General features: G+C 72.9%; 25 protein-coding genes. 4 read left to right on the forward strand and 21 right to left on the reverse strand.

Going from position 1 to position 26,952, the window contains the following annotated elements:
- Positions 1-29 precede the first annotated feature (29 nt).
- Complete coding sequence (locus ABB07_RS18075) at positions 30-518, reverse strand: GbsR/MarR family transcriptional regulator (RefSeq protein ID WP_208899671.1); 489 nt, start codon at positions 516-518, stop codon at positions 30-32.
- 74 nt (positions 519-592) lie between these two features.
- Here ABB07_RS18075 and ABB07_RS18080 point away from each other — a divergent pair, with 74 nt between their 5' ends.
- Together ABB07_RS18080 and ABB07_RS18085 are read left to right on the forward strand one after the other, a co-directional pair.
- Entirely contained in the window at positions 593-1,495 is a 903-nt protein-coding gene (locus ABB07_RS18080; protein ID WP_208899672.1) for an ABC transporter ATP-binding protein, read from the forward strand.
- Complete coding sequence (locus tag ABB07_RS18085; protein ID WP_208899673.1) at positions 1,492-3,063, forward strand: ABC transporter permease; 1,572 nt, start codon at positions 1,492-1,494, stop codon at positions 3,061-3,063. Before ABB07_RS18080 ends, ABB07_RS18085 begins: the two co-directional genes overlap by 4 nt.
- Positions 3,064-3,172: 109 nt before the next feature.
- Here the strand turns inward: ABB07_RS18085 and ABB07_RS18090 are convergent, their stop codons facing one another.
- From ABB07_RS18090 to ABB07_RS18185, 20 genes are all read right to left on the reverse strand, one after another.
- Positions 3,173-4,396: a cytochrome P450 gene (locus tag ABB07_RS18090; protein ID WP_208899674.1), complete on the reverse strand. Its 1,224-nt coding sequence runs from the start codon at positions 4,394-4,396 to the stop codon at positions 3,173-3,175.
- Positions 4,397-4,439: 43 nt separating this feature from the next.
- Entirely contained in the window at positions 4,440-4,928 is a 489-nt protein-coding gene (locus ABB07_RS18095) for a hypothetical protein (RefSeq protein WP_208899675.1), read from the reverse strand.
- 2 nt (positions 4,929-4,930) lie between these two features.
- A complete protein-coding gene (locus ABB07_RS18100) occupies positions 4,931-5,407 on the reverse strand; it encodes a hypothetical protein (RefSeq protein WP_208899676.1) in 477 nt (158 codons plus the stop codon).
- A 42-nt stretch (positions 5,408-5,449) separates the two neighbouring features.
- The gene (locus tag ABB07_RS18105; protein WP_208899677.1) at positions 5,450-6,115 is read right to left on the reverse strand and encodes a response regulator; all 666 of its coding nucleotides are present in this window, start codon (positions 6,113-6,115) and stop codon (positions 5,450-5,452) included.
- A complete protein-coding gene (locus ABB07_RS18110; RefSeq protein ID WP_208899678.1) occupies positions 6,112-7,446 on the reverse strand; it encodes a sensor histidine kinase in 1,335 nt (444 codons plus the stop codon). Before ABB07_RS18110 ends, ABB07_RS18105 begins: the two co-directional genes overlap by 4 nt.
- A gap of 109 nt (positions 7,447-7,555) precedes the next feature.
- Positions 7,556-8,236 carry a response regulator gene (locus ABB07_RS18115; protein ID WP_208899679.1) on the reverse strand — a complete coding sequence of 227 codons (681 nt, stop codon included), beginning with the start codon at positions 8,234-8,236 and terminating at the stop codon, positions 7,556-7,558.
- A complete protein-coding gene (locus ABB07_RS18120) occupies positions 8,233-9,834 on the reverse strand; it encodes a sensor histidine kinase (protein ID WP_208899680.1) in 1,602 nt (533 codons plus the stop codon). Before ABB07_RS18120 ends, ABB07_RS18115 begins: the two co-directional genes overlap by 4 nt.
- Positions 9,827-10,939, reverse strand: coding sequence for an acyltransferase family protein (locus tag ABB07_RS18125; protein ID WP_244189411.1), 1,113 nt, complete (start codon positions 10,937-10,939; stop codon positions 9,827-9,829). Before ABB07_RS18125 ends, ABB07_RS18120 begins: the two co-directional genes overlap by 8 nt.
- Positions 10,940-11,318: 379 nt before the next feature.
- A complete protein-coding gene (locus ABB07_RS18130; protein ID WP_341845889.1) occupies positions 11,319-12,539 on the reverse strand; it encodes an alpha/beta hydrolase in 1,221 nt (406 codons plus the stop codon).
- A gap of 155 nt (positions 12,540-12,694) precedes the next feature.
- A complete protein-coding gene (locus ABB07_RS18135; RefSeq protein WP_208899682.1) occupies positions 12,695-13,591 on the reverse strand; it encodes an alpha/beta hydrolase in 897 nt (298 codons plus the stop codon).
- 172 nt (positions 13,592-13,763) lie between these two features.
- Positions 13,764-14,948 (reverse strand): kynureninase, encoded by a 1,185-nt coding sequence (kynU, locus tag ABB07_RS18140; RefSeq protein WP_208899683.1) that lies wholly within the window; start codon positions 14,946-14,948, stop codon positions 13,764-13,766.
- On the reverse strand, positions 14,941-15,789 hold the full coding sequence (locus ABB07_RS18145) for a tryptophan 2,3-dioxygenase family protein (RefSeq protein ID WP_208899684.1): 849 nt from the start codon (positions 15,787-15,789) through the stop codon (positions 14,941-14,943). Before ABB07_RS18145 ends, kynU begins: the two co-directional genes overlap by 8 nt.
- A gap of 151 nt (positions 15,790-15,940) precedes the next feature.
- Positions 15,941-16,354 carry a DUF3151 domain-containing protein gene (locus ABB07_RS18150; protein WP_208899685.1) on the reverse strand — a complete coding sequence of 138 codons (414 nt, stop codon included), beginning with the start codon at positions 16,352-16,354 and terminating at the stop codon, positions 15,941-15,943.
- Positions 16,355-16,497: 143 nt separating this feature from the next.
- Positions 16,498-17,952, reverse strand: coding sequence for an MFS transporter (locus ABB07_RS18155; RefSeq protein WP_208899686.1), 1,455 nt, complete (start codon positions 17,950-17,952; stop codon positions 16,498-16,500).
- A 69-nt stretch (positions 17,953-18,021) separates the two neighbouring features.
- A complete protein-coding gene (gene fbaA, locus ABB07_RS18160) occupies positions 18,022-19,044 on the reverse strand; it encodes a class II fructose-bisphosphate aldolase (RefSeq protein ID WP_208899687.1) in 1,023 nt (340 codons plus the stop codon).
- 144 nt (positions 19,045-19,188) lie between these two features.
- On the reverse strand, positions 19,189-19,737 hold the full coding sequence (gene pyrE, locus ABB07_RS18165) for an orotate phosphoribosyltransferase (RefSeq protein WP_208899688.1): 549 nt from the start codon (positions 19,735-19,737) through the stop codon (positions 19,189-19,191).
- Between the two features lie 10 nt (positions 19,738-19,747).
- Positions 19,748-20,536, reverse strand: coding sequence for an aldose epimerase family protein (locus tag ABB07_RS18170; protein ID WP_208899689.1), 789 nt, complete (start codon positions 20,534-20,536; stop codon positions 19,748-19,750).
- Positions 20,537-20,650: 114 nt separating this feature from the next.
- Complete coding sequence (locus ABB07_RS18175) at positions 20,651-21,460, reverse strand: SRPBCC family protein (RefSeq protein WP_208899690.1); 810 nt, start codon at positions 21,458-21,460, stop codon at positions 20,651-20,653.
- 53 nt (positions 21,461-21,513) lie between these two features.
- A complete protein-coding gene (locus tag ABB07_RS18180; protein WP_208899691.1) occupies positions 21,514-23,151 on the reverse strand; it encodes a polyamine aminopropyltransferase in 1,638 nt (545 codons plus the stop codon).
- Positions 23,152-23,248: 97 nt separating this feature from the next.
- Positions 23,249-23,773, reverse strand: a complete 525-nt coding sequence (locus ABB07_RS18185; RefSeq protein WP_208899692.1) for a DUF2617 family protein — start codon at positions 23,771-23,773, stop codon at positions 23,249-23,251.
- 1,125 nt (positions 23,774-24,898) lie between these two features.
- Between ABB07_RS18185 and ABB07_RS18190 the strand changes: the two genes are divergently transcribed.
- Both ABB07_RS18190 and ABB07_RS18195 read left to right on the forward strand, forming a co-directional pair.
- On the forward strand, positions 24,899-25,540 hold the full coding sequence (locus tag ABB07_RS18190) for a hypothetical protein (RefSeq protein WP_208899693.1): 642 nt from the start codon (positions 24,899-24,901) through the stop codon (positions 25,538-25,540).
- Between the two features lie 83 nt (positions 25,541-25,623).
- A complete protein-coding gene (locus tag ABB07_RS18195; protein WP_208899694.1) occupies positions 25,624-26,808 on the forward strand; it encodes a pyridoxal phosphate-dependent aminotransferase in 1,185 nt (394 codons plus the stop codon).
- Positions 26,809-26,952: the final 144 nt, after the last annotated feature.

A 26,952-nucleotide genomic window follows, 5' to 3' on the forward strand; every position in this document is an offset into this window, starting at 1 on the left:
AGAGCCCCGCGCCCCTTCAGGGCACGGCCCTACCGTCCGTACTTCCGCTCCCGGTACACCCGCCAGCGTTCCATCATCTCGGCCACGTCCTTCTCCACGAACTCGAAGAAGTCCAGCGTCTCGGCGAGCCGGCGTCCCGCGGGGGTGCCGGCTCCGAGGCTGGAGACCCCTTCCCGCAGGGCGTCCTCCCAGCGCTTGATGATCGCCTCGCGGTTGGTGAGCGCCTCGTACCACTGGTCGCTGTGCACCCGGTACCGCTCCCGGCGCGAACCCGGCTCGCGTTCCCGGGAGACCAGGTGGACCTGGGCGAGGTAGCGGACCGCGCCGGAGACGGCCGCCGGGCTGATCCGGAGCTGTTCGCCCAGCTCGGCGGAGGTCAGGGTGCCGTCGTCGGAGGCGAGCAGCGCCGCGAAGACCCGGGCCGGCATGCGTGGTACCCCCGCCTCGACCAACTGTGCCGCGAAGTGCTCCACGAACCTGGAGACCGCCTCCGGGTCTCGCCCCGCCTCATCCGTCATGGGTCCCACCGTACCCATCCTTAGGGAGCTTCGGTAACTTCACAAATTTCTGAAAGAAGCGTACGTTCGGAGCCATGACGAAGGCAATCACGGTCTCCGGACTCCACAAGTCCTTCGGCCGTACGCACGCGCTGGACGGCCTCGACCTGGACGTCGAGGCCGGTGAGGTGCACGGCTTCCTCGGCCCGAACGGCGCCGGCAAGTCGACCACGATCCGGGTGCTGCTCGGCCTGCTGCGCGCCGACGCGGGCGCCGCGCAGGTGCTGGGCCACGACCCGTGGCGGGACGCGCTGCGGGTGCACCGCAGGATCGCCTACGTGCCCGGTGACGTGACGCTGTGGCGCAACCTCACCGGCGGCGAGGTCATCGACCTCTACGGCCGCCTGCGCGGAGGACTGGACCGGCGGCGGCGCGCCGAGCTGATCGACCGCTTCGAGCTGGACCCCACCAAGAAGGGCCGCACCTACTCCAAGGGCAACCGGCAGAAGGTCGCCCTGGTCGCCGCCTTCGCCTCGGACGTGGACCTGCTGATCCTGGACGAGCCGACCTCGGGCCTGGACCCGCTGATGGAGGAGGTCTTCCAGCGCTGTGTGGAGGAGGAACGGGAGCGCGGCCGTACCGTCCTGCTCTCCTCGCACATCCTGAGCGAGGTCGAGGAGCTCTGCGACCGCGTCAGCATCATCCGCAGGGGGCGCACGGTGGAGAGCGGCTCGCTGGCCGACCTGCGGCATCTGACCCGCACCAGCGTGAGCGCCGAACTCGCCGGTCCGCCCGACGGGTTGGCCCGCCTTCCGGGCGTGCACGACCTCGACGTGCGGGGCCACCGGGTCCGGCTCCAGGTGGACACCGACCGACTGGACGCCGTACTGCGCTCGTTGACCGCCTCCGGGGTGCGCTCGCTGACCTCGACGCCGCCGACGCTGGAGGAGCTGTTCCTGCGGCACTACCAGGACGAGCCGGACGAGGTGGCGGTATGACGCGTGAACTGGAGGGCACGGGCACCCTGTTGCGGTTCGCCCTGCGCCGCGACCGCCTGCTGATCCCCGTCTGGGTCGCGGTGAACGCGCTGATGGTCCTCTCCATGCCGAACACCCTGAACACCCTGTACGGCACCCCGGCCGCCCGCGCCGGGCTGATGCACCAGATGGCGACCAACACCTCCCTGCGCGCCATGGTCGGCCCCGTCTTCGGCGACTCGCTGGGCGCGCTGACGGCCTGGCGGGTCGGGGTGTACGCGGGCGCGCTCGCCGCCGCCATGAGCCTGCTCGTCGTCGTACGGCACACCCGGGAAGAGGAGGAGAGCGGGCGGCAGGAGCTGCTGTCCTCCGGGACGGTGGGGCGCCGGGCACCGCTCACGGCGGCCCTGGTGGCGGCGGCCGTCGCGAACGCGGCGCTGTGCGTGCTGATCGTGGCGGGACTCGCCGGACAGGGTGGCTCGGGTGCCCTGGCCTTCGGGCTCGGGGTGGCGGGCACGGGCATGGTCTTCGCCACGATGGCGGCGATCGTCGCCCAGCTGACGGAGAGCGCCCGGCTGACCCGGGGGCTGACGGCGGCCCTGCTGGGCGCGGCCTTCGTCCTGCGGGCGGCGGGCGACTCCGCGTGCGACGACGGTTCGTCGGTGCTGACCTGGCTGTCCCCGCTGGGCTGGCTGGAGAACGTGCGCGCCTTCGCGGGCGAACGCTGGTGGGTGCTGCCGCTGTTCGCCGCCGCCGTAGCCCTCCAGGCCCTGATCGCCTACGCGTTGGCCGGGCGGCGGGACCTCGGCATGAGCTTCCTGCCGACCCGGCCGGGACCGGCGTCCGGCCGCCTCGGCACGGCGGGCGCGCTGGCCTGGCGGTTGCAGCGCGGCAGCGTGCTCGGCTGGTCGGCCGGCTTCTTCCTCGCCGGAGTCGTCTACGGCGGGATGACGGACGGCGCGGCCAGGCTCGTCGGCGACAACGCCGGGGCACGGGAGATCTTCCAGCGGATGGGCGGCCGGTCGGGGCTGACGGACGCGTTCCTCGCCGCGATGGTCGGCATGCTCGGTCTGGTCGCCGCGCTCTACATCGTCTCCTCCGTGCTGCGGCTGAGCGGTGAGGAGACCTCCGGCCGGGCCGAGCCGGTGCTGGCCGCGGCCGTGGGCCGGCTGCGCTGGGCGGCCGGCCATCTGCTGATCGCCTTCGGCGGCTCGGCCCTGCTGATGCTGCTGGCCGGCCTGGGCTTCGCCGTCGGCTACGGCCGGCAGATCGGCCCGGTGCTGGGGGCGTGCCTGCTCCAGGTCGCCGCGGTATGGGTGATCGGCGGGGTCGCCGTCCTCCTGTTCGGCGTCCTGCCGCGGGGCGCGGTCGCGGCGTGGGGCGTGGCCGGGGCGGCCCTGCTGATCGGCTGGATCGGGCCCGCACTGAACGCGCCGCGCGTGGTGCTGGACCTGTCCCCGTTCGGGCATCTGCCGAAGTTGCCGGGCGGGGGGATGGAGTGGGGGCCGGTGGGGGTGCTGCTGGGGCTGGCCGTGGTGCTGGTGGCCGGCGGCCTGGCGGGCGTACGGCGGCGTGATCTGGCGGGCTGAGGCTCAGTCGGCGTACTGCTTCAGCCTCTCGGTGCCGAGTTCGATGCCAGTGTGCCGAGCCGCCCGCGAGTACGGGTCAGGTCGCCGCTGCGATCAGCCGAACGGATGATCACCCCACCTCGACGCTCAGCCCCTCCAGCCCCCGGATCACGAAGTTCGGCTTGCGCCGCGGCTCCGCCGCCAAGGTCAGTGTGGGGGCCTGCCGGAGGAGGGCCGTCATGGAGGCCGCGAGCTCGATGCGGGCCAGCGGGGCGCCGATGCAGTAGTGGATGCCCGCGCTGAAGGAGATGTGCGGGTTGTCGGGGCGGGTCAGGTCGAGTCGCCCGGGGTCGGTGAAGACGGCCGGGTCATGGTTGGCGGAACCGAAGAGCATCGCGATCTCCGCACCCCTCGGGATCGTCGTGCCGTCGATCTCGATGTCGTCCAGCACCCAGCGTTCGAAGAGCTGGAGCGGGGTGTCGTAGCGCATCAGCTCCTCGATCGCGGACGGGACCAGGGAGTGGTCGGCGCGCAGGGCGGCCAGCTGGCCGGGGTTGCGGAACAGGGCCCACCAGCCGTTCACCGTGGCGTTCACCGTGGCCTCGTGGCCCGCGTTGAGCAGCAGGACCGCCGTGGAGATCATCTCCTGCTCGGTCAGCCGGTCGTCGTCCTCGTCGTGGGCCGCGATCAGTCCGGAGACGAGGTCCTCGCCCGGTTCCTTGCGGCGGGCCGCGATCAGCTCGCGCAGGTAGTCCGAGAACTCCACCGACGCCCGCACCGCCCGCGCGGCGGTCTCCTCCGACGGGTTCAGCTCGTACATCCCGCAGATGGCCGCCGACCAGGGGCGCAGCTGCCCCCGGTCCGCCTCCGGGATGCCCAGCATCTCGGCGATCACCGCGACCGGCAACGGCTCGGCCACCTCGGCCAGCAGATCACCGCCGCCCTTGCGGACGAGCGCCGCGACCAGGTCGCCCGCAAGGCCCTGCACATACGGCTTCAGCCGCTCCACCGTGCGCGGCGTGAACGCCTTCGACACCAGGCGCCGGATCCGGGTGTGGTCCGGCGGCTCCAGGTCGAGCATGCCGTGGTCGTTGAGGGTGTGGAACGGCTCGTGCTCCGGCATGGGCGGGGTCCGGCCGAACTCCTCGTGCGAGAAGCGGTGCTGGTACGTCCGCCCCAGCCGGCGGTCCCGGAGCAGCGCCGAGACGTCCGCGTGGTGCGGGACCAGCCACTGGTCGGTCGGCTCGTACCGGATCACCCGGCCGCGTGCGCGCAGCTCCGCGTAGGCCGGGTACGGGTCCACGAGGAACGCCGGGTCCCAGGGGTCGAAACCGAGATCTGTGGGGCCTGCCATGCCGGGACGCTAACCTGCCGGACCGTGCGCTGACCAGGGGTGCTCAGCCCAGGCCTGCGGAGCGGAAGTCGTAGTAGTCCTTCCCGCCGACGAGCACGGACGTCACACACAACGGCAGACCGTCGGCGTCGCGGGGCACCTCCTGGGCGGTCTGCCGGGTGAACCCCAGGGACACACCGGGGAGCACGGGCTGCTCGGGCCGCGACCGGTCGACCCTCCATCCCCGCGCGGTGGCCCGGCGGAAGAGGTCCCGCGCCGGTGTGCCGAAGACGTCGTCCCCGTCGAGCAGGACCCGGGTGCCGGAGATCCGGCCCTCGCCGGGCCACCACAGCTCGATCGCGGTGACCGTGGGGCTGCTCTCCAGGAGGGCCTGCACACCGACCCCGTCCAGGGACCAGGAGGCCCGCGCCGAACTCCGGCGCCTGAACACCCTGGGCTCGCCCCAGCCGGACACCGCCGCGATCGCCTCGTCGAGCGTCATCCCCAGACGCAGCGGTGCGACTCCGTGCGGTGGGTCGAGTACGAGATCCATGGTCAGGCAACCAGCTCGGTGGAGACCAGGACGTAGTCGAAGTAGAGGGGAGCGCCTTCGTCGTCGACGGGATACTCGAAAGAACTGTTGCTGGCGAAGGACGTCTTCAGCTCGGGCAGGGCGTAAATCCTGAGGTCGTCGTCGTAGGAGACCGAGTGACCGCGCTCCTCGAGCCGCTCGACCAAGTCCTCGCTGGGAGTGCGGAAGACGTCCAGCTTGTCGAACGTGACGTTGATGTCGGCCGCCTCGTCACGGAAGCGCCACAGCTCGACGCTGGTGAGCGTGGCGGCCTCGGGGAACGACAAGACGTACTGAAACGCGGAGTCGTCGAAGTTCACCACGTACTTGCCCGGGGGCTGCTCGGCTCCGGGCCGATGGCTGACGCGGCCCAGCGTCTGGGCGATACCCATCGCCTCGTCGAACGGCATGCCGAGCCGGAACGGCCCTACGCCGGCGTGTGGTCGGATGTCGACATCCATGTGCGCTCCTCAACGTCGATGGCCCATGGTGCGCCAACGGCGTCAGCGGGGTGTCACCAGGCGGGCCTCGTACGCGAACACCGCTGCCTGGGTGCGGTCCCTGAGCCCGAGTTTGACGAGGATTCGGCTGACGTGGGTCTTGATCGTCGACTCCGCGACCACCAGCCGCTCGGCGATCTCCGCGTTGGACAGGCCCTGGGCGATCAGGACCAGGACCTCGGTCTCGCGCTCGGTGAGTTCGCCGTAGGCCGCGTGGGCCGACGGGACCAGGCTCGGGGGATCCGAGAGGCGGGAGAACTCCGTGAGCAGGCGTTTGGTGACCGAGGGGGCCAGGAGGGCCTCGCCCGCGGCAACCACCCTTACTCCGTCGGCCAGTTGGCGGGCCGAGGCGTCCTTCAGGAGGAAACCGGAGGCTCCCGCGCGCAGCGCCTGGTACACGTACTCGTCCAGGTCGAAGGTCGTCAGGACCAGCACCTTCGCCGCCGCGTCCGCCGCCACGATCTCCCGGGTCGCCTCGATGCCGTTCAGCTCCGGCATGCGGATGTCCATCAGCACGACGTCCGGGGCGAGTTCACGGACCCGGTCCACCGCCTCCCTTCCGTTGACGGCCTCGCCGACGACCTCGATGTCCGGCATCGCGTTCAGCAGGACGGAGAAGCCCTCGCGGACCATCATCTGGTCGTCGGCGATGAGTACGCGGATGGTCATGCGTCCCCTTCGCTCTCGGTCACCGTCGGCGCCGGCAGGAACACCGTCACCTCGTACCCCCCGTCCTGCGCCGGGCCCGCCGTCATCTCGCCGTTCAGCATCGACACGCGCTCCCGCATGCCCGTGATGCCGTGCCCCGCGCCCGGGGAGGGCTTGGTCAGACGCGGCGCGGGCGGCGGGGTGTTGACTATGCGCAGGCCCAGACCGCCGAGCACATAGCCGATCTCCACGCGGGCGCTCGCCCCCGGTGCGTGCCGCAAGGTGTTGCTGAGGGCCTCCTGGACGATCCGGTACGCCGAGAGCTCCACGCCCTGCGGCAGTTCGCGCACCGCGCCGGTCACCGCCTTGTCCACCGCCAGGCCGGCCTCCCGCACATTGGCGAGCAGCCCGTCGAGATCGGCCAGGGTCGGCTGGGGGGCGTCCGGCGCCTCGTAGTCCTCCGCGCGCACGACCCCGAGGACCCGGCGCAGCTCGGTCAGGGCGGCCACCGCGTTCTCCCGGATGGTGGCGAACGCCTTCTGAAGCTCCTCCGGCGGGTTCTCCACCCGGTAGGGCGCGGCCTCCGCCTGGATGGCGACCACCGACATGTGGTGGGCGACCACGTCGTGCAGCTCACGGGCGATCGTCGTGCGCTCCTCCAGGAGGGTGCGGCGGGAGCGTTCGTGCTCGGTGACCGTCTGCTGGGCGGTCACCTCCTGCTGGGCCTGCCGGCGTATGTGCCGGACCGTGACGGCCAGCAGGAGCAGGGCCGACACGAGCAGCATCGGGGTCACGTTGGTGGCGTAGCGGTGCCAGACGCCTCCGGTGACGAAGCCGTAGACCGCGGTCATCACCCACATCGAGGCCGCGGTGCGCGGGCGGGTGCGCAGCGCGACGACCGTGAGCACGACCAGGTGGGACAGGAAGCTGCCCGGCAGCCAGGGCCAGTCGCTGAAGTCGCCCTGGCCGATCAGGGCGGTGGCCGTGCTCGCGCCGAGCGAGAACCAGAACGCCCCCACCGGACGCGCCAGGGTCAGCAGGACCGGTGCCAGCGCCAGCAGCCCGCACAGCAGGGTGGCCGGACCGGACTCGAAGGAGCCCGCCACGGCGAGGGACATCGCGATCAGGCCCAGGGCGGCCACCACCGTGTGCGGCAGCCAGACCGCGCCGGACAGCCGGCGGGTGACCGGGCCGTCGGCGCTCAGGCGGGGCAGCGGATCGTAGGCGAAGGCGTCCTGGAACAGGTCCTGCCGCAGCCCTCGCCAGGCGTCCGCGGCCAGCCGGAACTCCGGGCTGCGCGGCCGGCCGGCCGGGCCCGGCGGTGTCGTCTGCGTGTGCGTCGTCTGGGTCACGTACGAAACGGTAGGCGGCCGGCGGGGCGCGGTCGTCACCTTGGAGAGGGGTTCTCACGGGTCCCCCTCAGGTACTACGGGTCGCCCCTGAGGGGTTCGCGCTCGGGGCTCAGCGGCCACCGGGGCGGACCAGGCCGGACTCGTAGGCGAAGACCGCCGCCTGGGTGCGGTCGCGCAGGCCCAGCTTCACCAGGATCCGGCCCACGTGCGTCTTCACGGTCTGCTCGGCCACGACCAGCCGCTCGGCGATCTCCGCGTTCGACAGGCCCTGCGCGATCAGCGCCAGCACCTCCGTCTCCCGCTCGGTGAGGTCGCCGACGCGCTGCTTGAGCGGGGCCCGGTGGCTGCCGTCCAGACGGGAGAACTCGGCGATGAGACGGCGGGTGATACCGGGCGCGAGCAGGGCGTCGCCCGCGGCCACGACCCGGACGGCCTCGGCCAGCTGGTCCGCGGAGGCGTCCTTGAGCAGAAAGCCGGAGGCCCCGGCCCGCAGCGCCTCGTACACGTACTCGTCCAGGTCGAACGTGGTCAGCACCAGCACCTTGATGGCGGGATGCTCGGCGGTGATCCGGCGGGTCGCCTCGATGCCGCCGAGTTCGGGCATCCGGATGTCCATCAGCACCACGTCCGGGGCGAGTTCGGCGGTCTGCGCGATCGCGTCCAGGCCGTCCACCGCCTGCCCGATCACCTCGATGCCGGGCTGCGCGCCGAGCAGCACGCTGAAGCCCTGCCGGACCATCTGCTGGTCGTCGGCGATGAGTACGCGGATGGGACCGGCGCCGCTCGTCATGGGTCCTGTTCTCCTGTCGGGGGCTCGGGCGGGTACGGATCGGGGGTGGAGCCGGGGGCCGACTCGGGGGCGGAGCCGGGGGCGGGCTCAGGGGTGGGCTCAGGGGTGGAGCCGGGGGCGGGCTCAGGGGTGGAGCCGGGGGCCGGTCGGCGCCGGAAGGCGGCGGGCAGGGGGAGGCCGGCCGGCACCGGGGTGCCGTCGCGCGGCAGGAACGCGGTCACCCGGAAGCCGCCGTCCTGCTCCCCCGCCGCGACCACGTGCCCGCCCAGCATCGCCGCCCGCTCCCGCATGCCGAGCAGACCGTGCCCGCCGCCCGGGGACGGCGGGGCCGGACGGCTGGGCCGGGAGTTGGTGATGTCCAGGCATATCCCGTGGGGGTGGTGGAGGACCTCGACGCTGACCCGTGCGCCCGGGGCGTGCCGCAGGACGTTGCTCAGGGCCTCCTGGACGATCCGGTACGCCGACAGTTCCACACCCTGTGGATAGCCGCGCGGCTCGCCCTCGACCGTCTTGACCACGTCCAGGCCGGCCGCCCTGGTGTTCTCCATCAGGGCGTCCAGGCGGGCGAGGTTCGGCTGCGGGGCGTCGGGTGCCGGGCCCGTGCCGGGGGCGGACAGCCGGTGCGTCTCCTCGAGGGCCTCGGGGTCGTCGGGGCCCTCCGACCGCAGCACCCCGAGGACCCGGCGCAGCTCGGTCAGGGCCTCCAGGGCGTTGCTGCGGATGCCGGCGAGGTTCTCCTTCAGCTCCTCCGAGGGGTTCTCCACCAGGTGCGGGGCCACCTGCGCCTGGATCGAGATCACCGACATGTGGTGCGCGACCACGTCGTGCAGCTCACGGGCTATACGGCTGCGCTCCTCCAGGAGGGTGCGCCGGGCCCGTTCCTCCGCGGTGATCGTCGTCTGCTGGACCAGTTCGGTACGGGCCTCGCTGCGGCTGCGCAGGGCGGCGCCGACGGCGGTGGTGATCGCGAACAGGCCGACGGCGACGGTGCCTGTCGGGGAGTAGCGCACGGCTCCCAAGCCGCCTTCCACGACGGCGGTCACCAGGGCGGTCGTAGCGAGCGCGGCGACCGTCCCACGGAACCGGAGGCGCAGGGCCAGGAGCAGCAGTACGGCCATGTGGGCCAGCAGGACGGGTGTGGTCCAGGGCCAGCTGGGGCCGGACGGCCGGAGCTCCAGTGCCGCCAGTTGCTGGCGGGCGAGCAGCGCGGTGGTGACGGCGCCGGTCAGGGACAGGGCCCAGGCGGGCATCGGGCGCCACAGGGCCAGCAGCACGGCTGCGGCCTGCAGGAACGTGCTGAAGAAAGCCACGGCCGGGGTGAAGCCGTAGGTGTTGGCCAGCTCCTCGCCGCCGCCGAGGGCGATGGCCAGCGCGAAGTAGAAGGTGACGAGGTAGGTGAGGAGACGGGCCCAGCGGTGCCGGGACAAGGGGGGTGACTGGGACGACGGGTTCTCGCCGAGCCAGGCGCGCAGTCGGCGCCGGGTGGCCTTGGGGGTGGGTGCACCGGCCGGCGCGGGGGCGTGGTCGGGTGCGGGTGGCCCCTGGGGGGCGTTCTCACCGTCGGCGGCCGCGGGCTTCACGAGGTCAACACTAGGCATTGCGGGGTTTCTTCGCTGGGGGCAGATGGCGGCGGACCACTGGGGACCTGCGGTTCCGCGGTCGGCGGGGGCCCTGTTCGTGGTGCCGGAAGGCCGTCCGGCACACGGCGAGGACCAGTCCGAAGACGGGGAGCCAGGCGAGGCGGTACGCCACCCAGCCCACGGAGTCCGGTGAGGTGTGCAGGCCGGGCAGCCGGCCGGCCAGGAGGCCGGTGGCCGTCGTGGCCATCATGGCTGTCTGGTGCCAGAGGTAGATCGTCATCGCGGAGAGGTTGACCAGGGCCACCGCCGCCCACAGCAGCGGGCGGGCCATCGCGCGGCGCAGCCTGTCGCGGAGGAGGAGGGCGAGACCGCACTGGGCCAGGCCGAAGGTGACGGCCGCCAGGGTCGGGGGGTCGAGGTTGGAGATCCGTGCGCCGGGGACGCCGACCATGGACGCCGGATATCCGGCGCAGGCTATGAGCACGGCCGTGGCCGCCGTACCGCCGAGGAACAGGACCCGGGCCGCGCGGCGGCTGTCCAGTTCGCCCCGGGTCCAGGCGGCGCCCAGGGTGTACGGGACCAGCCAGCCCGCCGGGAGGTTCAGCCAGCCGAGCCAGGACGGGCCGGTGTGCAGGCCGAAGCGGAGCAGGTCCACGTGCAGGACGACGGCGAGGGGCCAGAGCGGGTTGAGGCGGGTGAGCAGCGGGGTGGCGGCCGTCAGGCCGGCGAAGACCAGCAGGAACCACAGCGGTGACAGGGCCAGCTTGAGCAGCGCCTCGGTGGTGGCGAGCGGGGTGCCGGTGAGGAGGAGGGCCGTGGCGGTCACCGCCCACAGGCACAGGAGTGCGGCGACCGGGCGGAGGAGGCGGGTCAGGCGGGCGCGCAGCCAGGAGCGGTAGGTGTCGCCTCTGGCGCGGGCGGTGGCGAGGCTTCGGGTTGCCACGTGGCCGCCGACCAGGAAGAACACGGCCAGGGTCTGGAACAGCCAGGAGATCGGGGCGAGCTGGGGCATGTGCTGCAGCGGGCTGGTGGTGTGCAGGCCGCCGTCCTTGGCGACCAGTGCGGTCACCAGCCAGTGGCCCAGGACGACGCCGAGGATGGCGATCGCCCGGAGCGCGTCCACGGCTCGGTCTCGGGAGACGGGGGTGACGGTGTCGAGGTGGCGGGCGGATTGACGTAGGGCGGGGAGGAGTTGGGGGTGGGGGTGGGGTCGGGGGCGGGTTTGGGTGCGGAACCGATTTCGGGTGCGGGTGCGGGGGGGCTTCGGCGGGATTCGGGTTCCCACCCGCACCACCCGTGACAGTTTCGTCGGCGGGTGCGGGTGGCCCCCGTGGGGCGCAATCACCGTCGGCGGCTGCGGGGCCGTGTGGGAGGCGGTGGGGGCAGTGAGGGCTGGGGAGTTGAGGGAGGGGTGGCGGGTAGCCAGGGGCGCTGCGGAGTCGCCGGGGGCAGGTCGGGGTGCCGGGATCGGTGGGGTGTTGTGGGGGTGGGTTGGGGTGGGGTCAGGCATGGGGGGCCTCCGGGGGTTGGCCGAGGGTGATCCGGGCCAGGTTGGTGAGGGAGGCCGAGCCCGGGGTGAAGTAGCCGCTGTGGCTGGCGTCGCCGGCGTCGAAGACCCGGGCGCCGAAGGCGCGGGAGACCGGGTCGGCGCCGAGACCGACGGTCGTGCCGAAGAGGGTGGCGCTGACGTGCGGGACGTTCGCCACCCAGTCCTCGCTGCCGCGGGCCGCCCAGACCCTCGCGCGGGTGTGCAGGGCCGCGACGGAGTCGGCCCCGGTGCCGGGGCTGCCGACGACGACGAGGGCGTCGGCGTCCAGACCGGCGGCTGCCCGGCCGCAGACGACCGTGCCGTAGGAGTGGCAGAGGAGTGAGATGTGCGCCTGCGCCGGGGTCGCCTCGCGCAGCCGGCGTATGAAAGCCCGTAGGCGGGGGGCCGCCTCCTCGGCGCGGGTGGTGGTGGTCACCGTGGTGCTGACCGTGGCCGGTGTCTCGTAGCCCAGCCAGGCGACGACCGCGGTGTTGGTGCCCCGGGGGGCGCGGTGGGTGAGGTCCGTGTACAGGGCCGCGGCCGCCTTGTGGAAGCGGGCGTAGGTGTCCAGGGAGGTGTCCGAACCGGGGACCAGGACGGCGATGTGGTCGGCGTGGGCGAGGTCGCCGAGCACCTCCGTGGCCCGGCCGGAGCCTCGGCCGTCGAAGGTGAGGAGGTGGCGGGACGGGGCGGCCAGGGTGCGGTCGGCGGCGGCTCGGTGGGTGTCGCCGTGCGCGGCGGCCATGTCGGCGGCGCGGGTGGCGTCGGCCCGGTTGGCGGCGTAGGTCGCCTGGAGGGTCGTCGCCGTGATCGGGGGGAGGGCGGCGGGGGGCGGTGCGGGGATCCGGGGGCGGGCGACGCCGGAGAGGGGGGCGGCGATGGCGACGGTGAGGAGGGTGGGGAGGAGGGCGCGGCGCCATGTCCGGGTGCGGTGAGTTCTGTGCGTGTTGTGCGTGTTCGGCTGCGGGTCCGTGGGCGGGCACCCGGCCTCCGGCCGGGTCCGGTTTCCCACCCGCACCACCCGTGCAGCTTTCGTCGTCGGCTGCGGGTGGCCCTCGTGGGGCGACAGCGCCGTCGGCGACCGCGGGTCCGTGGGCAGGGAGTCCGTGTCCGTCGGCAGCAGCTGCCCCGCCATGGAGCAAGGAGCGATGTCCGTCGGCGGCTTCGGATGCGTGGTCTCGTGGGTGTGCCCCATGGGTGGGCTTCCTTTCGGATTGCCCGGCCATCGGGCTTGTCCGACAAGGAAGTTATGGATGGGGGCGTGTCGCCCGCGTCCCGCCAGGGAGCTGTTCTGCGGGGTAGCTCTCAAGTACTACGGGTATCACCGGGACCGCCCCTCAAGAGGGGCGGCTACCAGGCCAGTTGGGCGATCTCCTCCGCCACCACCGCGCACGCGTCCGCCGCCGGGTCGATGAGCGGGAAGTGGCCGACGTCCTCCAGCAGCGTCAGGCCCACGACCTCGCCGGCCTTCGCCGCCGCGTCCGCGTACGACTCGGCCACCGCCTGCGGCACCTCCAGGTCCGTACGGCCCTGGACGAGCGTGGTCGCGATGCCCGTCGGCAGGAGCAGGACGGGGTCGGCGCAGGGGCGGCGCTCGGCGAAGGTGTCGTGGCCGCCGAGGAGTTGCAGGCTCGCGTTGCCGCAGACGTCCAGCTTCTCGGCGACCTCGAAGTCCGCGATCGGGGCGAGGGCCACGACACCCCGCAGGAGAGCCGGGCTTTCGGTGCGCCAGGGGGCGCCCGCGGGCAGGACGTGGCGGGCCGCTGCCCACAGGGCGAGGTGGCCGCCGGCCGAGTGGCCCGTCAGCACGGTGCGGCGGGGGTCGGACTGCGGCAGCGCCTGCCGGACCAGAGCGGGCAGCGCGTCCAGGGCGGCCGCGATGTCGTCGAAGGTGTCGGGCCAGCGGCCGGCCGGAGGGGTGGCGTCGCCGCCGCCCTTGTTCTGCCCGGGGATCAGCGGGTCACCGCCACGCCGGTACTCGACGTTGGCCACGGCGAAGCCCCGGCGGGCCAGGAAGTCCGCGAAGGGGGTGATGTGGCGGCGGTCGTAGCGGGCGCGCCAGGCGCCGCCGTGCAGGACCACCACCAGCGGGGCCGGGGACTCCGGGGCGGTCCGGGGGGCGTAGAAGTCGATCACCTGGTCGGGGTGGCTGCCGTACGCGGAGGTGGCGTCGGGGTCGACCGGGGCGTGCGAGAAGGCCGACTCCTCTTCGGCGGCGGCGCGGGCTGCTGCGGCGTCGTCCGGCATGCTCCAACCTCTCAGCGAGGGAACCCTTTTGGCGTCTGACCGACCAGTTCGCCGTTGGCGGGACGGTATCAGGCCGGTGACGTGCGGGGACATGGGGATGTCACGCAGGGTGAGGGACAAACGGTTCTGTGGGGGGCCTGGAGGTGCGGTCGCCTCCTCCAGGCCCCCTCCCCTACGCCAGCTCCTCGGCCAGGATCCGGGCCGCCCGCTCGGTCTCGCCGAAGCCGACGTACAGCGGGGTGAAGCCGAAGCGGAGGACGTCGGGGTGCCGGAAGTCGCCCACGACACCCCGGGCGATCAGGCGTTTCATCACCTCGCCCGCGTCGTCGCAGCGCAGCGCGACCTGGCTGCCGCGCTCCTCGTGGCGTTCCGGGGTCACGGACTCCACGCGCCCCGGCTCGGTGTACGCCCGCACGCACCGCAGGAAGAAGTCCGTCAGCGCGAGGGACTTGGCGCGGACGGCGGCGACGGACACGCCGTCCCAGACGTCCAGGGCCGCCTCCAGGGCCAGCATGGACAGGATGTCCGGGGTGCCCACGCGGCCGCGCAGGACGCCCGGCGCCGGGGCGTAGGCCGGGCTCATGCCGAAGGGGTCGGTGTGCGAGTTCCAGCCGGGCAGCGGGGAGTCGAAGCGGGGCTGGAGATCGCGGCGGACGTACAGGTACGCCGGGGAGCCCGGGCCGCCGTTCAGGTACTTGTAGGTGCAGCCGACCGCCAGATCGACCCCGTGCTCGTCCAGGCCCACCTCCAGCGCGCCCGCGCTGTGGCACAGGTCCCAGACGGCGAGGGCACCGGCGGCGTGGATCGCCGACGTGAGGGACGGCAGGTCGTGCAGCCGGCCGGTGCGGTAGTCGACGTGGTTCAGCAGCACCGCCGCCGTACGGTCGCCCAGCTCCTCCGGCACCCGCGCCGGCGTCACCGGGCGCAGGGTACGGCCGGTCAGGCGGGCCGCCGACTCGGCGATGTAGCCGTCCGTGGGGAAGGTCGTGGCGTCCACCAGGATCTCGGTCCGGCCCTCGCCCGCCATCCGTACCGCGGCCACCAGTGCCTTGAACACGTTGACACTCGTGGAGTCGCCCACGACGATCTGCCCGGCCGCCGCGCCGACCAGCGGGGCGATCCGGTCGCCGATCCGCTCGGGCGCCGTCCACCAGCCGCTCTCCTCCCAGGAGCGGATGCGCAGTTCGCCCCACTGGCGGCGGACCATGTCGGCCACCCGGTCGGGGACGTTCGCCGGGAGGGCTCCCAGGGAGTTTCCGTCCAGGTAGATCACATCGTCGAGGACGAAACGGGAACGCAGCGGTGCGAGCTGGTCCGCCGCGTCCGACTTCTCCGCTTCCAGGGCCAGTTCAGACATGGGACCTCGCCGTCCACAGCTCCGGGAAGACGTTCTTGCGGGCGCGCTTCTCCAGCCAGGCCACACCGGCCGAGCCGCCCGTGCCGGGCTTGGCGCCCATCGCACGGCGGGTGGCCACGAGGTGGTCGTTGCGCCAGCGCCAGACCAGTTCGGCCACGTCGGTCAACGCCTCGCCCAAGCGGGCGAGTTCGGCGTCCGGGTCGCCGGAGTAGACCGCCGCCCAGGCCCGCTCGACCGCGTCGGAGGGCTCGTAGCGCTGGGAGACGTCCCGGTGCAGGACGGACCCGGGGATCGCGTGCCCGCGCCGGGCGAGCAGCCGCAGCACCTCGTCGTACAGGCTCGGCTCGTGCAGCGCCTTCTCCAGCTCCGCGTGCGCGCGGGGGGCGCCGCGGTGCGGGACCAGCATGGACGCGGACTTCTCGCCGAGCAGGAACTCCAGGCGCCGGTACATCGCCGACTGGAAGCCGGAGCCCTCGCCGAGGGCGCTGCGGTAGGAGTTGAACTGCGCCGGGGTGAGCTGACCGAGGGGCGTCCAGGAGGCGTTGAGGGCCTCCAGTTCCCGTACGGAACGCTTCAGCGCGGCGATCGCGGCCGGTACGTCGTCACCGCGCAGGGCGGCCGCCGCGGTCTCCCACTCATGGACGATGACGGTGAACCACAGCTCCATGACCTGGGTCGTGACCAGGAAGACCATCTCTCCGGGATCGTCGGAGAGGGTGTGCTGGAGGTGGGTGAGCACGTCCGCCCTGACGTAGTCCTCGTACGGCGTCGTGCCCGCGAAATCGAGATGCGGAGTCTCGGGCTCCTGAGTCTCCAAGGACTGCTGAGCCGATTGGGACATCGCTGTCTCCTGTTGTAGCTCCGGGTAGCGGTCCGCCCCTGCCGATGCCGGCACGGGGGCCCCGGTCCCCACCGGCATCCTCCGCAATGGACCCGGATCCGGCAAGGCCCGTCCGCTGCCAGACGGGCCACACCGGTCACGTGCGTTTCGGCTAGCCGAGGGTCTGGGCCGCCGTCGGGGAGGAGTCCTTCAGGAACTGCGCGCAGCGCTCGTACTCCTCCTGCTCGCCGATCGCCTGCGCGGCGCGGGCGAGGGCGTGCAAGGCGCGCAGGAAGCCGCGGTTGGGCTCGTGCTCCCAGGGGACCGGGCCGTGGCCCTTCCAGCCGTTGCGGCGCAGGGCGTCGAGGCCGCGGTGGTAGCCGGTACGGGCGTAGGCGTACGACTCCACGACCGCGCCGCGCTCGAACGCCTCGTCGGCCAGCTGGGCCCAGGCGAGGGAGGAGGTGGGGTACTTGGCGGCGACGTCCGCGGGTGCGGTGCCGGCCGCGAGCTGTTCGCGGGGCTCGGGGTCGTCGGGGAGGTGGGTGGGGGGCGGACCGCCGAGGAGGTTTTCGTGAATCGTCATGGGGTCCAGTCTGCCGCTCCCGTCCACCGGTTTCCCGCCCGGTGTCCTGTGCTGTCGTCATGTGCGGCCGGCGCGTGCCGATCGGTGGCCGTGAACTGGTGCCGGGCGGGGTCGGGCCGCTGCTCGCGGGGAGGTGCCCGCGCCTACCCCCTCCGCTCCCCCTCCAGCGGCGGCGCCGTCACACAGCCGTGCACGCGGCACTCGGGGTGCCGGCACTCCGGGGGCGGGCGGCGGACCAGGGTGAAGGCCAGCAGGGAGCCGGCCACCAGGACCGCCGCGCACATCGGCATCGCCCGGCGGAACGCCGCGTCGAAGGCCGCGGGCACCCGGTACGCCTCCGGGCCCATCCCCGCGAGCAGGGGCAGCGCGGCGACGGCGATCAGGCCCGCCGCTCTGGCCGCCGCGTTGTTGATGCCGCTGGCCAGGCCCGCACGTGCGGTGTCGACCGAGGCGAGCACCGTCGCCGTCAGCGGGGCCACGAGGGTCACCATGCCCGCGCCCATCACCAGCAGGGCGGGGAGCACGTCCGTCAGGTAGTCCGCGTCCCTGCCCACCCGCAGCATCAGCAGCATCGCCGCCGCGCAGAGGAGAGGGCCGACCGTCAGGGGCAGGCGCGGGCCCGTGCGGTCGGCCAGGGCGCCCGAGCGGGCGGAGAAGAGCAGCATCAGGGCCGTCGTCGGGAGCAGGGCCGTACCGGCGGCCAGCGGCGAGTAGCCCGCGACCACCTGCAACTGCAGCGCGGTGAGGAAGAAGAAGCCGCCGAACGCCGCGTACACGCACAGGGTGACCAGGTTGACCGCCGTGAACTGGCGCGAGGCGAAGATGTCCGGCGGCAGCATCGGCTCCGGGCGGTGCCGCTCCACCTGCACGAAGGCCACCGCCGCCGCCACCCCGGCCACTCCGGTCAGCGGCACCGCCGGGGATCCCGACCGCGCCTCGATCAGCGCGTACGTCAGCAGGGCCAGGGCCAGGGCGCCCAGGACGGCACCGAGCACGTCGAAGCGGCCCCGGCTGCCGGTGTCGGAGGATTCGGGCACGTGCCGCAGCGCCACCGGTACGCACAGCAGGGCCAGCGGGACGTTCAGCAGGAACACCCAGCGCCACCCGGGCCCGGCCACCAGCCAGCCGCCGAGGAACGGGCCGACCGCCGCGCCGATGCCGCCGAAGCCGGACCAGAGGCCGACGGCCCGGCTGCGGTCGTCGGGGTGGAAGGACGCCTGGATGATCGCCAGGGAGCCGGGGGTCAGGAGCGCGCCGCCGACGCCCTGCAACGCCCGCGCGGCGACGAGGATCCCCGGATTCGGCGACAGGCCGCACAGCAGGGACGCGGCGGCGAACCACACCACGCCCAGCACGAAGATCTTCCGGCGGCCGTAGTGGTCCCCGAGCGAGCCGCCCAGCAGGATCAGCCCGGCCAGCGTGACCATGTACGCGTTGACCGTCCACTGCAGGGCGGCCAGGCTCGCGCCCAGGTCCTCACCGATACGCGGCAGCGCCACGTTGACGACGGTCGAGTCCAGCAGCGCCATGCTGGAGCCGAGGACCGTGGTGAACAGGATCCACCTGCCCTGGGGCGAGGCCAGCCGGACGTCGGGCACCCACCCAGGTATACAGCGGCCCGGCGACCGAGGACAGCCGCCGGGCCCGCCGCGGAGCGGACGTACCGCCTACTTGATCCTGTTGCCCGCCGAGCGCAGGTTCTGCGTGGCCTCGACGACACGCGCGGCCATGCTCGCCTCGGCCAGCTTGCCCCAGGTGCGCGGGTCGTAGGCCTTCTTGTTGCCGACCTCGCCGTCGACCTTCAGGACGCCGTCGTAGTTCTGGAACATGTGGGCGGCGACCGGACGGGTGAAGGCGTACTGGGTGTCCGTGTCGATGTTCATCTTGACCACGCCGTTCTCCAGCGCGGTGAGGATCTCCTGCTCGGTGGAGCCGGAGCCGCCGTGGAAGACGAAGTCGAAGGGGGAGGCCTTGCCGAACTTCGCCGCCACGCCCTCGTTCAGCTCCTTCAGCAGCTCGGGGCGGAGCACGACGTTGCCCGGCTTGTACACGCCGTGCACGTTGCCGAAGGAGGCGGCCAGCAGGTAGCGGCCCTTCTCGCCCAGGCCCAGGGCCTCGGCGGTGCGGATCGCGTCCTCGACCGTGGTGTAGAGGGAGTCGTTGATCTCGTGGGAGACGCCGTCCTCCTCGCCACCGGTCGGGGTGATCTCGACCTCCAGGATGATGTGGGCGGCGCGGGTGCGCTCCAGCAGCTCCTGGGCGATGGCGAGGTTGTCGGCGAGGGTCTCGGCGGAACCGTCCCACATGTGGGACTGGAACAGCGGGTTCTTGCCGGCCTTCACGCGCTCCTCGGAGACCGCGATCAGCGGACGTACGTACCCGTCGAGCTTGTCCTTCGGGCAGTGGTCGGTGTGCAGCGCGATGTTGACCGGGTACTTCTCGGCGAGGATGTGCGCGTACTCGGCGAGGGCGACCGCGCCGGTGACCATGTCCTTGCTGTACTGGCCGCCGAGGAACTCGGCGCCGCCGGTCGAGATCTGGACGATGCCGTCGCTCTCCGCCTCCGCGAAGCCGCGCAGCGCCGCGTTCAGGGTCTGGCTCGAGGTGACGTTGATGGCCGGGTAGGCGAACTTGCCTGCCTTCGCCCGGTCGAGCATCTCGTTGTAGACCTCGGGGGTTGCGATGGGCATCTGTCCGCTCCTTGTGTTGCGGGTTGGATGTGGTGCGTTACGGCCCTGACCTAGACCTGGGTGTGCGACGTCATCGTCGTCCCCATCTTTCCAGACATGGACCCCTGGTCCATGCGCCGGTCAAGTCCAGGTCAATCCGCGTCGTCAGTCCAGACCCAGTTCATCCTTCGAGAAGGCGAACCGGTACGGAACCCCCGCGCCGGCCTCGATCTTCTCGGCGGCGCCGGTGGCGCGGTCCACGATGGTCGCGACGGCGACGACCTCGGCGCCGGCCTCCCGCACGGCCTCCACGGCGGTGAGCGGGGAGCCGCCGGTGGTGGAGGTGTCCTCGACGACCAGGACCCGGCGGCCCGCGATCTCGGGACCCTCGACCCGCCGCTGGAGCCCGTGCGCCTTCGCCGCCTTGCGTACGACGAACGCGTCCAGCCGCTTCCCGCGCGCCGCGGCGGCGTGCAGCATGGCGGCGGCGACCGGGTCGGCGCCCATGGTGAGGCCGCCGACGGCGTCGAACTCCAGGTCCGCGGTCAGGTCCAGCAGCACCTGGCCGACCAGCGGGGCGGCCTCGCCGTCGAGGGTGATGCGGCGCAGGTCGACGTAGTAGTCGGCCTCCAGACCCGAGGAGAGGGTCACCTTGCCGTGCACCACGGCCTTGTCCTTGATCTGCTGCAGCAGCGCGCCACGTACGTCCGTCATGCCGACCAGCTTAAAGGCGCCGCCAGCTCCAGGTCGTCGTCGCCTCCAGCGGCTCCAGCGGGGTGACCAGGCGCGGGAGGGTGTTCAGGCCGTTGGGCGGGCCGGTCTGCGGCTCCACGCACACCGCCTCGGCCTGCTCGTCGTAGACGACCACCCACTCCTCGCGGCTGGTCACCTTCAGCTGAAGCTGTCCGGGCCAGGTGAGGGTGACGTCGACGCCGCCGGGCATGCCGAAGCAGTCGTCCCAGGGGCCGGGCTCCGGGTCGATCCGGTTGCCGGTGGGCAGATGGTCGTCCCCGCGCTCCTCCTGCCAGGCGGGCTTGAAGTCGACGGTCACGTCCGCACCGCCCAGGTTCCGGTTGAACCAGGGGTGCCAGCCGATCTGCGCCGGGAAGGAGTCGTCCCGTGCCTCCACCGACATCGTCAGCGTCAGGCCGTCCTCGGTGAGCGTGACGACCTGGGTGACGCGGCCGGGGTGCGGCCAGGGGTCGACCAGGTCGTACGTGATCACCGCCTCGCTGTCGGAGACGCGCGCGGTGCGCCAGGCGCCGTCGCGGGCGGTGCCGTGGATGGCGTGGGGAGGGGAGTTGAGCGGCATCTGGCGGACGGTGCCGCCGTCCAGGAAGCGGCCGTCCTTGGTGCGGCCGCACCAGGGCACCATCGGGAAGCAGCCGTAGCGGTGCCCTTGCCTGAGCAGTTCCAGGGCGCCCACCTTGAGGCTGCTGATACGGCCGCCGTTAACGGGGCTGAGGTGTACTTCTGCGGTGCCTGCGGTCAGCGTGATGTCTTCGTTACTCACGGGAAGAGGCTACTTGGGGGCGACTCGCCGCAGGGGCTGAGCGCCGCGCCCTGGCCGCTCGTCCGTTGTGGCCGGCCGCGCGGTTCCCCGCGCCCCTTCGGGGCGCGCTTGCGTTCAGCGGCGTTTGCGCAGTGCCCTGCTGACGACGATCGCCGACGCCACCACGAGGGCCGCGGCCGGTGCCGCCCAGCGCAGTGCGGAGGTCGCGGTCACCGTCTGCGGTGCCGGGACCGGCGCGTATCGCCCCCGCGGCGGGGCATGGTCGACCTCCTCCGCGCTGCGGCCGATCATCGTGCGGCGGGCGTGGGCGGCCTCGGCGGGGGGCTCGCCGGTGTCGGCGAAGTCGTCGGAGAGGCGGTCGGCTGCCGGGTCCAGGGACGGCGGGGGGATCTCGGTGTCGAACACCGAGGCGCGGTCGGCCCCAGGCTCGGGCTCGGCCTCCTCCTCGGGCTCAGGTTCCGGCTCGGGCTCGGCCTCGTTCCGGGGCTCGGGCTCCGGCTCCGCCTGGGGCGTCGCCAGGTTCTCCACGAAACGGTTCAGCAGGCGGGTCAGCGCCGCGTGCACCGCGTCCGGCGGCAGCTCCGTGATACGGCCGTCCGCGCCGGCCGTGCCCTCGGCCGTGACCGTCGTACCGCCCTCGGTGTCCGCGAGGCGCAGGGTGAGGGCGAGTTTGACGGCGCCGGTGCCGCGGGCCTCGGTGGCGTCGGCCTCGACGGCGTACGTGCCGTCGGCGCGGGCGACGACGCGTGCCGTACCCCGGTAGGTGACCGAGTGTCCGCCGACGCGGAGCTTCAGGCGTCCGGCGACGGGGTCGGCACCGGCGTCCTGTTGCAGGCCGGGGACCGCGCGGGCGATGCGCGCGGGGTCGGCGAGGGCGGCTCTGAGCGGCTCGGGCGGGACCGGGACGAAGACCTGGTGCTCCATGTCCGGTGAGCCTACCCAGGTGTGACCGGAAATCACCCCGCCCGACCGGCTCGTCAGTACCGGGGGTGCACCAGCGTCGACGCGGGAAGTCCCCCGATGCGGGTCCGCTGCGCCGCCCGCGCGTCCGCCGTCAGGCCCGCCTGCGTCAGGGTGCGCAACGGCACGGCGGTCAGCCGCAGCGGGGGCGGGGTGGCTCCCGGGCTCGCCAGCAGGAACCCCCAGTCGTGCGGGGCCCCGGACGCGCCCGCCGAGCGGTCGGGGCCGGCCGGGAAGCCGGAGTCGTGGCCGAGGACCCGGTAGGGGGTGCCGGCGAGGCCGGCGGCGCGCAGGGTCGCGGCGACCGTCCAGAAGACGCGGGGGCGGGCGGTGACGGATCCGGCGTGCACGACGAGCCGTCCGCCGGGGGCGAGGACCCGGCGGGCCAGGCCGAAGAACTCCTGGGAGTACAGCTTGGTGCTGGCGGTGATGCCGGGGTCGGGGAGATCGGCGATCACCACGTCGTACCGGGCGGGCGGGGCACGGCGCAGCCAGTCGAGGGCGTCGGCGGTGGTGGTGCGAACGCGGGGGTCGTCGTAGGCGTGGCGGTTGACGGCCGCGAGGCCGGGGTCGTGCCGGGCCAGGTCGAGCAGGCCCGGGTCGAGCTCGACGATGTCGAGGCGGCGCACGCCGGGACGGCGCAGGACCTCGCGGGCGGCCAGGCCGTCGCCGCCGCCGAGGATCAGCACGCGCGCGTGCGGGCCGCCGGACATGGCCGGGTGGACGAGGGCCTCGTGGTAGCGGCGTTCGTCGCGGCCGCCGACGCGGAGCCGGCCGTCCAGGAAGAGGTCGAGGGGCTTGCCGTCGGTGCCGCCGGCGAGGACGACCTCCTGGACGCCGGTCTGTTCGGCGACCCGGACGTCCTTGCCGTAGACGGCGTGCCGGGCGGCGCGTTCGAACTCGTCGGCGAGGGCCGCGGCGGAGGCGAGCACGCCGAGGACGGTGAGGCCGACGAGGAGGAGGGTCCAGCGGGCCCGGCGGGTGAGGTCGCGGCGGAAGAGACCGAGGACCAGGGCACCGCCCGCGACGACGTTGACCGTGCCGGTGAGCAGGGCGCCCGTCAACTGGCCGAGGACGGGCAGGAGAAGGAAGGGGAAGGCCAGGCCGCCGACCAGCGCGCCGACGTAGTCCGCCGCGAACAGGTCGGCCACCGCGCCGCCCGCGTCCTGCCGGCGGATGCGCTGGATCAGCTCCATCAGCAGCGGGACTTCGGCGCCGATGAGCAGGCCGATGGCGAGGGAGAAGGCGACCAGCAGGCAGCGCGGGCCCTCGGCCCACACCCCGCCCCAGCCGCCGGTCCAGGCGAAGACGGCGTACAGCGCCATCGCGCTGCACCCGCCGACCAGCGCGAGGAGGGTCTCGATCGCGCCGAAGCCGGCGGCCGCGTGCCAGCGCAGCCGCTTGGCGCCGAGGGAGCCGATGCCCATCGCGAACACCATCACGGACAGCACGACGGAGGCCTGGGTGACCGAGTCGCCCATCAAGTACGAGGCGAACGCGACGAGTTCGAGTTCGTACACGAGCCCGCAGGCCGCGCAGACGAAGACGCACCCGAGGACCAGGAACCGCCCGGTGCCGGGCCGTACGGGCAGCCGGGCGGGGGCTGTCCAGGACGGCTGGCAACCCGGGGGCGCGGGAGCGTGCGGTTCGATCACTCTGCGACGTTACGTCACACGATGGGTACGCTTCGTCACCCACACGTGTGGATCTGGAGGCGGTTGACGTCGGGGGGTTTATCTCCTCAGGGCGTGCTCAGCGCAGTTGTGCGGACGGCACCCGCACCCCGACCCGGGTCCGGGTGGCCACCAACTGCCCGTCCTGCGGGTAGGCGTGCCAGGTGCGCCAGTGCACCTGGCCCTCGTGGCGCTGGGCCAGCATCGCGGTGAAGGCGTGCGGGCTGCCCGGGAAGACGCCGGCGAGGCCGTGCGGATGGTCGGAGACGAGGGCCAGCAACTCCTGGGCGCGGCCCGCGAACGAGCCGGGGGTGAGCACCTCGACGCGTGCGGCGAACTCGTACTCCCAGTCGCCGACGCGCTTGGCGACGCCGAGCGGCAGCGGGGTGCTGGAGCCGGGGATGCAGGCGACCGTCTCCGAACAGCGGCCGCGCTCCTCGTCGAGCAGCACCTGGTGGGACGCGCCGAGCAGTCTCAACTGGAGCTTCGCACCGGTGAGTTCCAGGTCGAGGGTGGCCAGGGCCGGGAGCGGCTCGCGCCCCAGGGCCCAGGCTAGGTCGGCAGCGCGCGTATCGGTGTAGGAGGTGTTCAGGGTCGTGAGCATGGATCGGCTCCGCTAACACGCGATGAGGGGGGAGATCGGCCATGTCAGCCCAGTCGGCTCGGCCGGGGCGGGAGTCTCAGGGACGTCCGAGGGGCTGCGTTGGCGGTTTCGAGGGAATCATGAAAAGAGGCGCCCCCACAGCGTTTTTACCCAACTTCGTGGGGTTTCCATCCCTCAGGGGGCTCCTTTGCTCAACTGTTCAACCATGGCGTGCGCCGGGCGCGGGAAAGGAACGGCGGGCGCCCGCCGGCTGTTCCCGCCCGGCGGGCGCCCGCGTGCGGCGGCCCGGACACGGTTCCCCGTGAGCTCGGCTGCCCCGTGTCAGCTGCCTCCCCCGCATCCGCCCCCGCCGCACGACGAACCCCCGCCGCAGGACGAACCCCCGCAGGAGGAGTGGCCCCCGCAGGAATGACCGCCACCGCAGGAGTGGCCGTGGTGACCCCCGTGGTGGCCCCCGTGGTGCCCGCCCGACGAACCGGAGTCGACTTCGCCCGCCCACCAGCTGCCGCTGCCGTCGTACGACGATGCCGAGGACGAGGACGAGCGGTACGACCGGGACCGGCCGCCGCCGCGCTTGCCGAGCGACACCTTCCGCCGCCCCTTCCGCCGCTCGGCCAGGAGGCAACCCCACAGAGCCCACACCACAGCGACGCAGATGATGCCGACGATCATGGCGCCACCCACCTTCCGTTCCCCCGAAGCGGCCCCCCATGGACCGCGGTGACCGGCGAATGCCCGGCCGTCCCCGGGCTCAAAGCGGAGTTGAGGAACTTCTGAGCGTCAACTCGCGGACAACGCAACGCCGGGTGCCGGCCCATGGCGGTCGGACCGCCCTCCGAGATGCACCACACAGGCCACGGTGAGAACCTCGTTACGAGGGCCGTCACACAACAGCCCGGCGCGTCGGACCTGAGGCCGCGCGCGGTAGTGCGTTGAAACCCACGTCACCAGCAGGCCCTTCGAGGCGCGCGACGCGGGGTCCGAACCCGGCGCCGATGTGGTACCGCGCCGACACGGCCGGGCACGGCGGCCGGCAGCCTCCCCCTTACCGGAAGCGGCGGTTACAGCGCCACGCACGACAGAACCATCACGACAGAACCATAGCGACCTCGCAACCGTGGAGGTATGACCATGTTCAGGCGATTCACGGCCTCGGTGATGGTGGTTGCCGCCGGGATCGGCGGCGGGCTGAGCGCGCCGTCGGCCGCCCACGCCCAGGACTACGGGCCCAACACCTGCAGACAGGGATATGTCTGGCGGGTCGCGCGGGCCAGCGATCTCGTGTGCGTCACACCGCAGACGCGTACGGACACCGCCAACGACAACGCTCTGGCCCCCGGCCGGACCCTCTCCAACGGCTACTGCGAGCAGGGCTATGTCTGGCGTGAGGCATGGGGCTCCGACGACCTCACCTGCGTGACCCCGCAGACCCGCGCGCAGGCGCGATACGACAACAGTCGGGCCGATGACCGGCGGTTGGCGGTGCGGCTGTGGACCAGTACGGCAAGCGGCACCCTCAAAGTCAGCGGCGACCACTTCAACGTGAACGGCCCGGTCCGCCTCGTGTTCTCCGGCGCGGTCAACACGTCCCGGACGGTCACGGCCGTCAGGAACTCGGGATTCGCCGGCGGGAGCTTCGGTTTCGCCCCTGGCTTCCCCGGACGGTGCGCTCCCGGAAACCCGAATGCCCACGTTCGCGCGATCGATCTGACGTCGGGTCGAAGCACGGCCAGCGTCCCGTTCGTCTACTGCGTCAGGATCGACTGAACGATCTGGTGCAAGCCTCAGCATCACCGACGACCGCATCCCTCACGGCCCCTCCTTGAGGAACTGCAGGGCTTGGGCGCAGGATGGCCGCCATGACCTCCAGCGCACGCCCTCACCTCAATCGGCGGCTTGCCGAGTTCGGGACGACGATCTTCGCCGAGATGTCCGCGCTCGCCCTGTCGACCGGGTCGATCAACCTGGGCCAGGGCTTCCCCGACACCGACGGCCCGGAGGAGGTCAGGGAGGCGGCCGTACGGGCACTGCGCGACGGCCGCGGCAACCAGTACCCGCCGGGGCCGGGCATCCCGGAGCTGCGCACCGCGATCGCCGCGCACCAGCAGCGCCGGTACGGCCTTTCGTACGACCCCGACACCGAGGTGCTGGTCACGGCGGGCGCGACGGAGGCGATCGCGGCCGCGCTGCTGGCGCTGGTGGAGCCGGGCGACGAGGTCGTGGCCCTGGAGCCGTACTACGACTCCTACGCGGCGAGCATCGCCATGGCGGGCGGCACGCGCGTGCCGGTGACCCTGCGCCCGCACGACGGCAGCTTCCGCCTGGACCTGGACGAGCTGCGCGCGGCGGTCACCGGCCGCACCCGCCTCCTGCTGATCAACACGCCGCACAATCCGACCGGTACGGTCCTCACGCGCGCGGAGCTGGCCGCGATCGCCGAGCTGGCGGTCGAGCGGGACCTGCTGGTCGTCACGGACGAGGTCTACGAGCACCTGGTCTTCGACGACGCCGTGCATCTGCCGCTCGCGTCCTTCCCCGGGATGCGCGAGCGCACGGTGACGATCGGCTCGGCCGGCAAGACGTTCTCCTTCACCGGGTGGAAGGTCGGCTGGGTCACGGCCGTGCCGGAGCTGGTGAGCGCGGTCCGCTCGGTGAAGCAGTTCCTGACGTACGTCTCCTCGGGCCCCTTCCAGTACGCGGTCGCCGAGGCGCTCGCCCTGCCCGACGCCTACTTCGAGGAGTTCCGCCGGTCCATGCTGGCCCGCCGGGACATCCTCGCGCAGGGCCTGACGGAGGCGGGCTTCGAGGTCTTCCGGCCGGCCGGCACCTACTTCATCACCACCGACATCCGCCCGCTCGGCGAGAAGGACGGCTTCGCCTTCTGCCGCAGCCTGCCGGACCGCGCCGGCGTCGTGGCCATCCCCAACGCCGTGTTCTACGACGACCGGGAGGCGGGCGCGCCGTTCGTACGGTTCGCGTTCTGCAAGCGGGAGGACGTACTGCGGGAGGCGGCTGAGCGGTTGCGAGCGATGTGAGCAGTCCGCGGCGGTAGCGCCCCAAGGGGGCGCGGGGCCGTATCGGCATGCGGCTTCCGCCGCGTGGGCGCGAGCGACCGAGACGCACCCGCAGACGGGTGACGACGGACACCACAACGGCGCTTCACCGTGCGGCCGAACCAC

This window comes from Streptomyces incarnatus (assembly GCF_001027185.1).
Classification (GTDB): Bacteria; Actinomycetota; Actinomycetes; order Streptomycetales; family Streptomycetaceae; genus Streptomyces; species Streptomyces puniciscabiei.

Bases quoted from the DNA above. Each gene is read 5' to 3' on its own strand.
- ABB07_RS18075 (WP_208899671.1), bottom strand. From the start codon at position 518: ATGACGGATGAGGCGGGGCGAGACCCGGAGGCGGTCTCCAGGTTCGTG.
- ABB07_RS18080 (WP_208899672.1), top strand. From the start codon at position 593: ATGACGAAGGCAATCACGGTCTCCGGACTCCACAAGTCCTTCGGCCGT.
- ABB07_RS18085 (WP_208899673.1), top strand. From the start codon at position 1,492: ATGACGCGTGAACTGGAGGGCACGGGCACCCTGTTGCGGTTCGCCCTG.
- ABB07_RS18090 (WP_208899674.1), bottom strand. From the start codon at position 4,396: ATGGCAGGCCCCACAGATCTCGGTTTCGACCCCTGGGACCCGGCGTTC.
- ABB07_RS18095 (WP_208899675.1), bottom strand. From the start codon at position 4,928: ATGGATCTCGTACTCGACCCACCGCACGGAGTCGCACCGCTGCGTCTG.
- ABB07_RS18100 (WP_208899676.1), bottom strand. From the start codon at position 5,407: ATGGATGTCGACATCCGACCACACGCCGGCGTAGGGCCGTTCCGGCTC.
- ABB07_RS18105 (WP_208899677.1), bottom strand. From the start codon at position 6,115: ATGACCATCCGCGTACTCATCGCCGACGACCAGATGATGGTCCGCGAG.
- ABB07_RS18115 (WP_208899679.1), bottom strand. From the start codon at position 8,236: ATGACGAGCGGCGCCGGTCCCATCCGCGTACTCATCGCCGACGACCAG.
- ABB07_RS18120 (WP_208899680.1), bottom strand. From the start codon at position 9,834: ATGCCTAGTGTTGACCTCGTGAAGCCCGCGGCCGCCGACGGTGAGAAC.
- ABB07_RS18130 (WP_341845889.1), bottom strand. From the start codon at position 12,539: ATGGGGCACACCCACGAGACCACGCATCCGAAGCCGCCGACGGACATC.
- ABB07_RS18135 (WP_208899682.1), bottom strand. From the start codon at position 13,591: ATGCCGGACGACGCCGCAGCAGCCCGCGCCGCCGCCGAAGAGGAGTCG.
- kynU (WP_208899683.1), bottom strand. From the start codon at position 14,948: ATGTCTGAACTGGCCCTGGAAGCGGAGAAGTCGGACGCGGCGGACCAG.
- ABB07_RS18145 (WP_208899684.1), bottom strand. From the start codon at position 15,789: ATGTCCCAATCGGCTCAGCAGTCCTTGGAGACTCAGGAGCCCGAGACT.
- ABB07_RS18150 (WP_208899685.1), bottom strand. From the start codon at position 16,354: ATGACGATTCACGAAAACCTCCTCGGCGGTCCGCCCCCCACCCACCTC.
- fbaA (WP_208899687.1), bottom strand. From the start codon at position 19,044: ATGCCCATCGCAACCCCCGAGGTCTACAACGAGATGCTCGACCGGGCG.
- pyrE (WP_208899688.1), bottom strand. From the start codon at position 19,737: ATGACGGACGTACGTGGCGCGCTGCTGCAGCAGATCAAGGACAAGGCC.
- ABB07_RS18175 (WP_208899690.1), bottom strand. From the start codon at position 21,460: ATGGAGCACCAGGTCTTCGTCCCGGTCCCGCCCGAGCCGCTCAGAGCC.
- ABB07_RS18185 (WP_208899692.1), bottom strand. From the start codon at position 23,773: ATGCTCACGACCCTGAACACCTCCTACACCGATACGCGCGCTGCCGAC.
- ABB07_RS18190 (WP_208899693.1), top strand. From the start codon at position 24,899: ATGACCATGTTCAGGCGATTCACGGCCTCGGTGATGGTGGTTGCCGCC.
- ABB07_RS18195 (WP_208899694.1), top strand. From the start codon at position 25,624: ATGGCCGCCATGACCTCCAGCGCACGCCCTCACCTCAATCGGCGGCTT.